The 11,605-nt window shown below is 70.5% G+C and carries 10 protein-coding genes; 5 read left to right on the top strand and 5 right to left on the bottom strand.

Annotated features, from left to right (window positions below):
• Positions 1-94: 94 nt before the first annotated feature.
• Complete coding sequence (locus tag Aut01nite_RS40125) at positions 95-733, top strand: 4'-phosphopantetheinyl transferase family protein (RefSeq protein WP_043532947.1); 639 nt, start codon at positions 95-97, stop codon at positions 731-733.
• On the opposite strand, the gene Aut01nite_RS40130 is transcribed toward Aut01nite_RS40125, so the two are convergent.
• The gene (locus Aut01nite_RS40130) at positions 721-2,208 is read right to left on the bottom strand and encodes a glycosyltransferase family 39 protein (protein WP_084000045.1); all 1,488 of its coding nucleotides are present in this window, start codon (positions 2,206-2,208) and stop codon (positions 721-723) included. The genes Aut01nite_RS40125 and Aut01nite_RS40130 overlap by 13 nt on opposite strands.
• A gap of 366 nt (positions 2,209-2,574) precedes the next feature.
• Here Aut01nite_RS40130 and Aut01nite_RS40135 point away from each other — a divergent pair, with 366 nt between their 5' ends.
• From Aut01nite_RS40135 to Aut01nite_RS40150, 4 genes are read left to right on the top strand one after another with little or no spacing between them, the layout of a single operon-like run.
• A complete protein-coding gene (locus Aut01nite_RS40135; protein ID WP_043532949.1) occupies positions 2,575-3,339 on the top strand; it encodes a 2,3-dihydro-2,3-dihydroxybenzoate dehydrogenase in 765 nt (254 codons plus the stop codon).
• 42 nt (positions 3,340-3,381) lie between these two features.
• Positions 3,382-4,530 carry an isochorismate synthase gene (locus Aut01nite_RS40140; protein WP_043532950.1) on the top strand — a complete coding sequence of 383 codons (1,149 nt, stop codon included), beginning with the start codon at positions 3,382-3,384 and terminating at the stop codon, positions 4,528-4,530.
• The gene (locus Aut01nite_RS40145; RefSeq protein WP_063958888.1) at positions 4,520-6,241 is read left to right on the top strand and encodes a (2,3-dihydroxybenzoyl)adenylate synthase; all 1,722 of its coding nucleotides are present in this window, start codon (positions 4,520-4,522) and stop codon (positions 6,239-6,241) included. Before Aut01nite_RS40140 ends, Aut01nite_RS40145 begins: the two co-directional genes overlap by 11 nt.
• The gene (locus Aut01nite_RS40150) at positions 6,241-6,882 is read left to right on the top strand and encodes an isochorismatase family protein (RefSeq protein ID WP_043532951.1); all 642 of its coding nucleotides are present in this window, start codon (positions 6,241-6,243) and stop codon (positions 6,880-6,882) included. The genes Aut01nite_RS40145 and Aut01nite_RS40150 overlap by 1 nt, the downstream gene beginning before the upstream one ends.
• Before the next feature lie 82 nt (positions 6,883-6,964).
• On the opposite strand, the gene Aut01nite_RS40155 is transcribed toward Aut01nite_RS40150, so the two are convergent.
• From Aut01nite_RS40155 to Aut01nite_RS40170, 4 genes are all read right to left on the bottom strand, one after another.
• Complete coding sequence (locus tag Aut01nite_RS40155; protein ID WP_043532952.1) at positions 6,965-7,579, bottom strand: RloB family protein; 615 nt, start codon at positions 7,577-7,579, stop codon at positions 6,965-6,967.
• Between the two features lie 11 nt (positions 7,580-7,590).
• Positions 7,591-8,862, bottom strand: coding sequence for an AAA family ATPase (locus Aut01nite_RS40160; RefSeq protein ID WP_043532953.1), 1,272 nt, complete (start codon positions 8,860-8,862; stop codon positions 7,591-7,593).
• Positions 8,863-9,081: 219 nt separating this feature from the next.
• A complete protein-coding gene (locus tag Aut01nite_RS40165) occupies positions 9,082-10,263 on the bottom strand; it encodes a CynX/NimT family MFS transporter (protein ID WP_043532954.1) in 1,182 nt (393 codons plus the stop codon).
• Between the two features lie 36 nt (positions 10,264-10,299).
• Positions 10,300-11,139, bottom strand: a complete 840-nt coding sequence (locus Aut01nite_RS40170; RefSeq protein WP_043532955.1) for a siderophore-interacting protein — start codon at positions 11,137-11,139, stop codon at positions 10,300-10,302.
• Positions 11,140-11,605: the final 466 nt, after the last annotated feature.

Below are 11,605 nucleotides of genomic sequence, written 5' to 3' on the forward strand. Positions count from 1 at the left end.
ATGCCCTTCGCGTATTCGAGCGTTCAGTCTTCGAGGTCGCCGGCGCCGCCGGGCGGCGGGACGGGGACGGCTGACGGAGTGGGACACTGCCCTGGTGCTCGAAGCTCTGCTGCCCTCCTCGGTGATCACCGCCGAGGCATTCACCGACGACCCGGACGAGCCCTGTTTCCCGGGTGAGGAGGACCTGATCGCGAAGGCCGTGGCGGGCCGCCGCCGGGAGTTCGTCACCGCCCGCCGCTGCGCCCGCGAGGCGCTGGGGAAACTGGGGTTCGCGCCGGTGCCGATCCGTCCCGGGCCGCGCCGGGAGCCGATCTGGCCGGCCGGGGCGGCGGGCAGCATCACGCACTGCACCGGGTTCCGCGGCGCGGCGGTCGTCCGGACCAGTGACGTGGCGAGCGTGGGCATCGACGCGGAGTCGCACGCCCCGCTCCCGCCGCGGGTGATCGGCGCGGTGACCGCGCCGGGCGACGTGGAGCATCTGGCGGCGCTGGCCGAGGCGGATCCGTCGGTGCACTGGGACCGGCTGTTGTTCTCCGCGAAGGAGTCCGTCTACAAGGCGTGGTTCCCGCTGACCCGGCGCTGGCTCGGGTTCGAGGACGCGCGGATCGAGATCGATCCGGCGGCCGGGGCGTTCACCGCGTGGCTGCGGGTGGAGGCGCCGTGGCGCACCCTGCACGGCCGTTTCCTGGTCGGCGACGGCCTGGTGGTGACGGCGGTCTGTCAGGAGAAGTGAGCCAGCCGGGGCCAGACGGCGGACCACGGCTCGCTGATGCGGCAGAGGTAGACGCGGGCGCCCACCTCCTCGTTCTCGACGCCGAGGGAGTTGTGCAGCCGGGCCCGGGTCTGGCAGGCGCCGAGCATCGCGGACGCCCGGTCCGGTTCCGCCTGTAGAACCGCGATCACCACCGTCCGGGATTCCGGCGGCGGGCCGTACCGGTGCAGTTCGTTGTGTCCGCTGTAGACCCCCGGCAGGCCGAGTGACGGGCCGTACCGGTCGAGGGCGCCGGCTTCGCCGTAGTTGCCGGTGAACAGCACCGCCCGGCGCCGGTCCGCCTCGGGCAGGACGGCGTGCACCGAGGCGACCTGCCACACGTACTCCCGCCAGCCGAGCTGATCGGCGATCGTCTGATTGACCGCGATCGGCAGGGAACCGGCGAGCCGGTCGGCCGGGATCACCGGCAGCGACGTCAGCACCCCGGCCGCGGAGGTGACCAGCACCCCGGCCGCGACGAGGGCTTTCCGGCCGGCGCGGCCGGTGGCCCACCGCTCCACCGGAACCGCGCCGATCGCGAGGAGACCGAGGAGCAGACCCACCGGATAGTACGGCTGACCGGCCGTGACCAGCACCAGCAGCAGCATCAACGGGTACGCCACGGCGACGGCGCGGAGCACCCGCAGCCGGGGCTCCCGCAGCACCGCGACGATCCCGGCGATCCACACCGGCGGCAGGGTCAGCAGCGCGAACTGCATCGGCAGCAGCATCCGCCGCGACTCGCCGCCCTTGTCCGCCGCGATCGCCGCCGCCATCTCCGCCTGCGGGAACCCGTTGAGCATCTGGTAGATCAGGTTGGGCAGGCCGATCAGCAGGGCCAGCGCCGCGCCCGCCCACAGGTGCCGGGAGCGCAGCGCCGAGCGCGGCCCGGCCAGCAGCAGCGCCGCGCCGAGGCAGAGCAGCAGGATCACCACCAGATGCTTGTTGTAGAGCCCGAGCCCGGCCACCACACCGGCGCCCAGCCAGGCCCGCGGCCGGTCCCACAGCAGCGCCCGGATCGTGAAGAACAGCACCCCGAGCCAGACCAGCAGATCGGCGGACGTGGTGGATGTCACATGCGCCGCGGAGAGCGGGAAGGCGCCGAAGGCGGCGGAGGCGGCGATCGTCTGGGCGGCGCGTCCGCCGCCGGCCTCGCGGGCGATCAGCGCGGCCACGACGGCGGTGAGCCCGAGGATCAGCGCGGCCGGCGCCCGGATCGCCCACAGGGTGTCGCCGAACGCCTCGATGCCGAGCCTGACCAGCATCGGGGTGAACGGTGGCTGGTCGGCGTAACCCCACTGTGGATGGTCGGCGAGGAGCCGGAAGTAGAGCTCGTCGCGATGGTAGCCGTACCGGTTGGAGGTGATCAGAAGCAGAAGGGTGACGGAGGCCGCGATCAAGCCGACCGGCCACCAGGAGATCGGCCTGCGGGCAGACTTCATACGCTGAGTCGCCATTACGTCACTGAGCGCATCGACCACGAGCCCACCGTACGGGCCGGACGCCACGCGCTGCCAATGTCATCTCTGCCAATCGGCTCCCAAGAGGCAGTTTCCGCAGCCCCGGCAGGCTCCGTCGCCTTCGACCGTCCCGTCCGTGCGCAGCGCGTACGGGCAGGGCTCGCCGGTGGGGGTCGGGTAGCGCTCGTCCTTGCGGGGCTGTTCCGAAACGGTCGCTCTCATGTCCTCATTGGCGCACAGGAGGGGTGGCCCGGTCGCGGGCCCAAAGTCCCCCTCTGCCCGCCGGTTGGCGTCAGTGCTAGGTTAGCCTTACCTAAGTAAGGAGCCGTCCTTGAGCAGCATCGACAGCGCCGGTGGGGCCCGGTGAGGGGCCTGGCCGGTAAGACCGCTCTGGTCACCGGAGCCGGTCAGGGCATCGGCCGGGCGGTCGCCCGGGCGCTCGCCGCCGAGGGGGTCCGGGTCGCCGCCACCGACCGGACCGACGACGGCGTCAAGCAGCTCGCCGACGAGCACCCCGGCATCCTCCCACTGGTCGCCGACGTCACCGACGCCGGCCAGGTGGAGACCGCGGTGGATGCCGCCGAGCGGTTCCTCGGCCCGCTCGACCTGCTGGTCAATGTGGCGGGTGTGCTGCACCTGGGCGAGGTCGTCGACCTCACCGACGAGGCCTGGGCACGCACCTTCGCGGTCAACACCACAGGCGTCTTCCACACCAGCCGCGCGGTGGCCCGGCGGATGGTGCCCCGCCGCTCCGGCGCCATCGTCACGGTCTCCTCGAACGCGGCAGGCGTGCCACGGACCGGCATGTCCGCCTATGCCGCGTCCAAGGCCGCCGCCACCATGTTCACCAAGTGTCTCGGCCTCGAACTGGCGCCGCACGGCATCCGCTGCAACGTGGTCGCCCCCGGCTCCACCGACACGCCGATGCAGCGGCAGCTCTGGACCGACGGCGTGCCGTCGCCGGTCCTCGACGGGGATCCGGCCGCCTTCCGCGTCGGCATCCCGCTCGGGCGCATCGCCACCCCGGAGGACATCGCCGACGCCGTGCTGTTCCTCGCCTCCGACCAGGCGCGGCACATCACCATGCACGACCTGTACGTCGACGGCGGCGCCACCCTCCGAGCCTGATCACCGACCGGCTCGTCCTCAGCCGGTGAAGGGAGAATCTCCGTGTCCGTCGCCGTCTCCACTCTCGACGGAACCGACCTGCTCGACGCCTACACGGCCGGGCAGTCGTCGGTGTTCGTGTCACCGAGCGGCACCCTGCTCGCCGAGGGCGTGCACGAGGAGGTGAACACGTCCGGCCTGGCGGACCTGCCCGCCCAGGTCGCCGACGTGTTCGCCACGTGCGGTCACCCGGTGCGGACCGTCGTCGGCGCCGTCCCGTTCGCCCCGGACGCGCCCGCCCGCCTGATCGTCCCGGAGCGCCTGCGCCGGGCCGCCGTCATCGGATCGGCCCCGGCGGTGCCGGCCGCCTCGGCCGCCCGGGAGAGCCTGCCGCCGATCCCGGATCCAGGGTACGTCGCCGCGGTCGCCCGTGCCGTCGAGGACATCCGGGCCGGCGCCTACACCAAGGTCGTGCTGGCCCGGGCGCTGCGCCTGGCCGCCGACGGGTTCGACCCGACACCGGTGGTGCGCGGGCTGGCGCTCGGCGGCGCCGGCAGCTACACCTTCGGCATCGACCTCGGCGGCGGCCGGACCCTGTTCGGCGCCAGCCCGGAACTGCTGGTCGCCCGGCACGGCCGGATGGTCAGCGCCAACCCCCTCGCCGGCTCGATCCCGCGCAGCACCGACCCGGCCGAGGACGCCCGCCGCGCCGCCGGCCTGCTCGAATCCGCCAAGGACCGGCACGAGCACACGTTCGCCAGCGAGGCGGTCGCCGAGGGCCTGCTGCCGTTCTGCCGCGACCTGCGGGTGCCGTCCGAGCCGACGCTCACCGCCACCCCCACCATGTGGCACCTCGGCTCCCGGATCACCGGCGAGATCCGCGACCCGGACGTGTCGTCGCTGGCCCTGGCCACCGCCCTGCACCCGACGCCCGCGGTCTGCGGCACCCCGGCCGCCGTGGCCCGCCGGGCGATCGCCGAGCTCGAGCCGTTCGACAGAGGCTTCTTCGCCGGCATGGTCGGCTGGAGCGACGCCTCCGGCGACGGCGAGTGGGCGGTCACCATCCGCTGCGCGACCTCCGGCCCGGACGGTCTCGAGGTGTACGCCGGAGCCGGCATCGTCGCCGCCTCCGACCCGGACTCCGAACTCGCCGAGACCACCGCCAAACTCGGCACGATCCTGACCGCGCTGGGAGTGTTCGATGTGGCCTGACGACTTCGCCGACCGCTACCGCAAGGCCGGCCACTGGACCGGGCAGACCTTCGACGACCTGCTCCGTACCGCCGCGGAGAAGTTCGGCGACCGCATCGCGGTCGTCGACGGCGAACGCCGGATCAGCTACCGGTCACTGCGCGAGCGCGCCTTGCGGCTCGCGGCCGGTCTGCACGAGCTGGGGGTACGCCGTGACGACCGGGTCGTGGTGCAGCTGCCCAACGTGGCCGAGTACTTCGATGTGATCTTCGCGTTGTTCCGGCTGGGCGCCCTACCGGTGTTCGCCCTGCCCGCGCACCGCAGCGCCGAGATCGGCTACTTCTGTTCGCACACGTCGGCGACCGCCTTCATCACCACCGGCGTCCACGACGGCTTCGACCATCGCACCCTGGCCTCGGTCGCCGGGTCCGCCCGGGTGATCGTGGCCGGCGACCCCGGCGGGCACACCGCCCTCGCCGACCTCTACTCCGACGGTGACCTGCCGCCCGGCCCCGGCCCGTCCGACCTGGGCTTCCTGCAACTGTCCGGCGGCAGCACCGGCCTGCCGAAACTGATCCCGCGGACCCACGACGACTACCTCTACAGCGTCCGGGAGAGCGCCGAGATCTGCGGACTCACCCCGGACAGCTCCTACCTGGTCGTCCTGCCGGTGGCGCACAACTTCGCGATGTCGTCGCCCGGCGTCCTCGGCGTCTTCCACGCCGGCGGCACGGTCGTGCTCTCCACCACGTCCGACCCGGCGACCGTGTTCCCGCTGATCCAACGGGAGCGGGTCACCATCGCCGCGCTGGTCCCGCCGCTCGCCCTGCTCTGGCTCGACGCGGCCGAACGTCTCTCGCCGGACCTGTCCAGTCTGGAGGTTCTGCAGGTGGGCGGCGCCAAACTGCTCGACTCGGTCGCCGCCCGGGTCGGGCCGGTGCTCGGCTGCAAGCTCCAGCAGGTCTTCGGGATGGCCGAGGGCCTGGTCAACTACACCCGCCTCGACGACGGCGACGACATCGTGCTGCACACCCAGGGCCGGCCCATCTCACCCGACGACGAGGTGCTGATCGTCGACGACTCCGACGTGCCGGTGCCGGACGGGACCGTCGGGCATCTGCTGACCCGCGGCCCGTACACGATCCGCGGTTATTGGAACGCCGAGGCACACAACCGGACCGCGTTCACCGCCGACGGCTTCTACCGCACCGGTGACCTGGTCCGGCGGGTCGACGGCGGCTACCTGATCGTCGAGGGCCGGGCCAAGGACCAGATCAACCGCGGCGGCGAGAAGATCGCCGCCGAGGAGGTCGAGGACCACCTGCTCACCCATCCGGCCGTGCACGACGCCGCCGTGGTCGCCCTGCCCGACGACTACCTGGGCGAACGCACCTGCGCCTTCATCGTGGTCAAGGACGGCGCCACCGCCCCGCGCCTGCCGCAGATCCGCGCCCATCTGCGGGACCGTGGCCTCGCCGCCTTCAAGATCCCGGACAAGCTCCGGGTGGTCGAGCGGTTCCCGGTCACCGGCGTCGGCAAGACCAGCCGCCGCGAGTTGCGCACCTTCCTCCGCGACCTGGCCACCACCCCCGCCGAACCCGGCGCTTCCGCCGAACCCGGCGCTTCGGCCGAACCCGGCACTCCTGCCGAACCCGGCAATCCTGCCGCACCGGGCACTCCCGCCGAACCTGGCACCCCTGCCGCTTCCGGCACCTCGAAAGGAACCGACTGATGCTTCCCCGCATCACCCCCTACCACGTTCCGAGCGGCTTCACCCGCTCCGCCGGCAAGGTGGACTGGCGCGTCGAGCCGTCCCGCGCCGCGCTGCTCGTGCACGACATGCAGAACTACTTCCTCGCCCCGTTCGGAACCGCCGACAACGCCCTGCTCTCCAAGGTCATCGGCAACATCACGCGACTCCGCGAGCACGCCGCCCGTACCGGCATCCCGGTCTTCTTCTCCGCCCAGCCCGGCGGCCAGTCCCGCGAGGAGCGCGGCCTGCTCCAGGACTTCTGGGGCGACGGCCCGCCCGCCGACCCGCAGGCCCTGGCGATCACCGACGCCCTGCGCCCGGCCCCCGGCGACGTGGTCCTGACCAAGCGCCGCTACAGCGCTTTCGTCGGCACCGACCTGGCCGACCGGCTCGGCTCCCGCGACCAGCTGATCGTCACCGGCGTCTACGCCCACATCGGCATCCTGGCCACCGCCCTGGACGCTTTCATGCGCGGCATCCAGCCGTTCGTCGTCACCGACGCGGTCGCCGACTTCAGCCCCGCCCACCACGCCGACGCGCTGCGCCACGTCCAGACCCGCTGCGGCGTCATCAGCTCCACCAGCGACCTCACCGCCGACCTGCTCACCCCCGCCGCCTGACCCTCAGCGGCCCCGAACAGGCCCGGTGTGCCGGCACTCCCTCGGTCCCGGCACACCGGGCTGTCCCACATCGCGTCCCCGATCAGCTGTCCGGCCCTTCCACGGCCGCGAGAAACCGGTGCATTCCCGATGAGGGATTGTCGTGCGGAAAGGACACGCCCGCGCTCGCATGCCGCTTGTCCAGCAGCAGAGCCCGGCGAGCGGCCTCCTTCCGCAACGGCATGTAGAAGCCCGCGTCGATGCCCTTGCCTTTACGGCCTTCCAGCGCCCGGCTGGCTCTCTCGACCACATCAGTGTTGTCGAACCGAGGATGGTCCCGGTGATGCAGGATGAGCCATAGCTCGAAGCAGGGATTGGAGATCGCCAGGTTGATGCCGTGCGCCTTGGCGAGCGTGGTGGCCGCGTGCAGGCTCGGATGGTTCTGCGGCCACTCGACATCGAACAGGCACCAGCATTCGTCGACCTCAGGATCACTCTTCCGCTCGATCGCCATCCTGACCAGAGTGATCGGCGCGCCTTGCTCGGGATGGATCTCCAGATTCAACGCGGTGTTCCGCAGAACGTGGGGCAGGCGCTTGAGTCCGTTGACATAGTCCGGTTCGGATTTCTCGCCCTCGCAGAAGACCACGAGGGTGCGCAGCTCTGGACGCCTTCCGGTCGCGCGTTTGAGAGATTTTCCTCCGCGGCGCCGGCTCATGCCTTCCGATCTCATCCGATGAGGCCGAGCGCGCGAAGAAAACCTGCTTGATCTACCTGAGGCAGTGCGCCGAAACGTCCGTGCAGGTACGCGGTCTCGAGGTTCTGAGATCGGCGCACTCGTTCGCCGGCGAACTCTGCCAGCGCCCCCAGCCGAGTCGATCCGTCCGCCTGTTTGTCGGTTAGCCAGACTTCGTCCCTGTTCAGATGGCCGAGAAGGCTTGTGTCATGAGAAGTGAAGACGAGTTGGGCGCCATGAGGGTTGAGCGTCTTGCTGCCGAAGATCTTCAGCAGCTCCGCGGACACTGTCGGATGCAGGCTGGCGTCAAGTTCGTCGAAGGCGATGATCGACCCTCTTTGGAGCGCGTTCAGCACAGGACCGATCATCTGGAACCAGATCCGAGTTCCTTCCGACTCCGCGGTGAAGTCGAGAGGAACCTTGCGTACGCCAGTCTCGTGGAGCAATCGCACCCGGCTGCGGGTCCGCCGGTCTTCGGGTGCGCTTCCGAAGACGACTTCCTCCTGTTCGATCACGACGTCCGAAATTCCGAGATCGGCCAATTGAAGTAACGCCAACGCCTTGATCCGATCCTCATCCGCGAAGAGGGTCTGTTCCGGCGGATCCTCGAAAAGACGAATGGTTTCTCGAGTGGTCAGTGACCCGGGCGTGCCGGGGAAGAACGGCCTTTTGAGCATCCTTGACTGAGCTGGAATGCCGAAGATCTGCATTTGTGAGAGTTGCCTGGCGAACTCGGTCACCAAAGGGTCTTTGAATCGGCGTGCGACGGAGATGGCCAGAGTGATCGGCGTCAGCAGTTCTCGGGTTCCGGACAAGCTGCCGAGCCCACGCTGCAGCTTTAGATCGAGATCGTCGCGTTCGAAGATTCTCCGCCGCTTCCTCTCCGGGTAGTGGAACAGGCCCTCGTAGTGAACCCGTTCTCGGTCCAGCGAAACCAGATATTCGAACCGGACGCCGTTGACGAGTAGTTCGAGCACGAACTCCGTGGGCCGGTTCTCCTCGCTGAAGGCGAACGGGTCGACGGGGATCTCATCCTCCCAGTAGCGGAGGGAGTGCACGACTGCGTCGCGGAGCCATGCCAGGGCAGCGATGACGTTCGACTTGCCGGAGGCGTTGGGCCCGTAGATCGCCGCTACGGTCAGCAGGCTCTCGCCCAGATGCGGCGCCTCCCGTGCCCCCTCGCGGTCACGGTCGACCGCGACCATCGACAACTCCACGTTCTCATTGAGCGAGCGGAAGTTGGACGCCTCGAATCGGATCAACACGCCGTCACTCTACCTGTCGGTCACCTGCAGATTGACATCCACTTTCGTAGCCTTTCAACGAAAACAGCGTGGTAGCTGCGACGTCGAAGCGGAATAGCCGGCCCGCTGGCGCGAACGCTCCGGCGATGCCTTCGGCTGCCACTTCTTGCCGGCGGCCTGCCCCGGGTGCCGCCCATCGCGCGGTTTGTGGGGACCGCGGACAATCAAACGGTGAGCACGTCAGATCTGGCGGTCGCGGCCGGCGGCCATGCCGGCGATGATCTGGGGGATGGTCAGGGCGACCATGAAGCCGAGGGGCAGCCGCCAGCCGCCCGACCAGTCGTGCAGGACGCCGACCAGGATCGGGCTGGGGATGGCGATGAGGTAGCCGACGCTCTGGGCGAAGGCGGACAGTTGGACGACCGTGCCCGGGTTCTTGCCGCGCAGCGCGATCATCGTCAGGACCAGCGGGAACGCGGCGTTCGCGACGCCGAGGAGTATCGCCCACAGCCAGGGCGCGGCGGCGGGGGAGGCCCACAGGCCGGTCCAGCCGGCGATGCCGAAGAGGCCGAGGGCCAGGGCGATGAGGCTCTGCGAGCGCAGCCGGCCCGCGTACGCCGACAGCAGGAACGACAGGGGCACGCCGAGCAGCGAGGTCACCGCGAACAGCACCCCGGCCAGTGACGGCGAGAGTCCGGCGTCCCGGTAGATCTCCGGCAGCCAGCCGATGATCACGTAGGCGGAGGTGGACTGCATGGCGAAGTACACGGCGAGGGCCCAGGCCACCGGGTGACGGCTCACCCGTACCGGAGCCGGGTCGGGGGAGGCCGCACCGGCGGCGGCGCCGCGCGAACGGGCCAGCAGCAGCCACGGGGGGAGCGCGACCACCGCGGCGAGGGACCAGATCGCCAGGCCCGTCCGCCAGTCGTCGCCGAAGGCGCCGGTGATCGGAACGGTCGCCGCGGCGGCCGTGGTGGCACCGATGTTGAGCGCCACCGAGTAGAGGCCGGTGACGGTGCCGACCCGGTCCGGGAACCGGTCCTTGACGATCGACGGCAGCAACACGTTCACCAGCGCGATGCCGGCCAGGGCCACGGCGCTGAACAGCAGGAACGGCGCGGGATGGCCGGTGTAGGGCCGGATCGCCAGCCCGGCGGTGAGCAGCAGCAGACCGCCGAGGATCACCCGGGCCGGGCTGAACCGCTGGGCGAGCCGGGGCGCGGCCAGGCCGATCGACGCGAAGCAGAGCACCGGCACGGACGTGAGGAGCCCGGCGACGGTGGCGCTCATGCCGAGCCCGGCCCGGATCTCGGTGAGCACCGGACCGATGCTGGTGACCGCCAGCCGGAGGTTGACCGCGGCCAGCAGCAGGGCCGTCAACGCGAACAGGCTGCCGGTACGAGTCTTCTCACTGATCACCACGACACTCAGGGTATCGGGTGCCCGCGGTCACACTCCTTACACCGCCGGCGCCGGCTCCTGCTCACGCTCGACCTGCTGGTTCCACTCGCGTTTGCTGGACTGCCAGCCGTCCTCGTTCAGGCCGCGCCGCCAGTAGCCCGAGATGGACAGCTGGTCCATCGTCAGACCGCGGTCGAGACGCAGATGCCCGCGAAGCTCCTTGACGAACGTCGCCTCGCCGTGCACGAACGCCTGCACCCGCCCCTCCGGGAAGGTCAGCCCTTTCACCGCGTCGACCAGAAGCTCGCCGACCGGCCGGTCGCCCCGGTGCAGCCAGACGATCTCGGCGCTCTCCGGCGCCTCCAGTTTCTGCTCCTCGTGCGGCCCGGCGACCTCGATGAACGCCTTGGCCGGCACGCCGTCCGGGATCCGCTCGAGTGACGCGGCGATGGCCGGGAGCGCGCTCTCGTCACCGGCCAGCAGATGCCAGCCGGCGTCGGTGTCCGGCAGATAGCCGCCGCCCGGTCCCATGAACCGGAACGGGTCGCCCGGTTGGGCGGCCGCGGCCCACGGGCCGGCGATGCCCTCGTCGCCGTGCACCACGAAGTCGACCCACATCTCGCCGATCTCCGGCAGCCATTTGCGCACCGTGTAGGTGCGCACGACGGGCCACTGCTCGCGCGGCAGGGTCTCCCGGATCACGCCCTGGTCGAACGGCTCCGGATAGGTCACGCCGGGAAGGGGGAACAGCACCTTGATGTAGTGGTCGCTGAACTGCCCGGCCTCGATGCGGGCGAGCGCGTCACCGCCGACCACGACACGCACCATGTGCGGGGTCAGCTGCTCCACCCGGGTGACCACACCCTCGTGGGCCGGTCGGGCGGGTCGGTTCGCCATGGTCACACCTCACTGCGATCGGGAAGATCAGGCAGGTAAGGCTACCCTTATTCTGAGCGATCAACCGCTCCCATTCAGGTAATCCTGAAGTCTGCCACCGCCGGGCGCCATCGGACACCCGCTTCCACGAATTCCCGGGCCATCCGGCCCTGCCGGGCCATCCGCGCAGATCAGGCTCGTCCATCCGGCGCGGTCTCGGAAACGGGGTCACCCCGGCTGTCCGGTGCGGGCTCCTCGTGCAAGCGGAGACTGCCTCAGCTGTACGCCGTGAGCCGCTCCGCGCCGGACCACCACGCCCGTGATCTCCCGGGCGGCGTGGCTGCGTGCAACGACCGGAACGCCCCTCACGGGCGAGGCGGCTCGCACCGGCTACCCGCGATCATTTCCGGTCAGTCCCGCCTCCGCGGAGAAGCCCGTGGCTGATCAGCGTCGGAAAGCCGACCGCGGAAAGTGGGCAGCACCGGTG

The sequence above is a fragment of the Actinoplanes utahensis genome (assembly GCF_016862455.1).
Classification (GTDB): domain Bacteria; phylum Actinomycetota; class Actinomycetes; order Mycobacteriales; family Micromonosporaceae; genus Actinoplanes; species Actinoplanes utahensis.

What these genes read in the sequence shown, in the direction of transcription:
- Aut01nite_RS40145 (WP_063958888.1), top strand. Translation starts at nt 4,520, where the DNA reads ATGTGGCCTGACGACTTCGCCGACCGCTACCGCAAGGCCGGCCACTGG.
- Aut01nite_RS40150 (WP_043532951.1), top strand. Translation starts at nt 6,241, where the DNA reads ATGCTTCCCCGCATCACCCCCTACCACGTTCCGAGCGGCTTCACCCGC.
- Aut01nite_RS40130 (WP_084000045.1), bottom strand. Translation starts at nt 2,208, where the DNA reads ATGGCGACTCAGCGTATGAAGTCTGCCCGCAGGCCGATCTCCTGGTGG.
- Aut01nite_RS40170 (WP_043532955.1), bottom strand. Translation starts at nt 11,139, where the DNA reads ATGGCGAACCGACCCGCCCGACCGGCCCACGAGGGTGTGGTCACCCGG.
- Aut01nite_RS40155 (WP_043532952.1), bottom strand. Translation starts at nt 7,579, where the DNA reads ATGAGCCGGCGCCGCGGAGGAAAATCTCTCAAACGCGCGACCGGAAGG.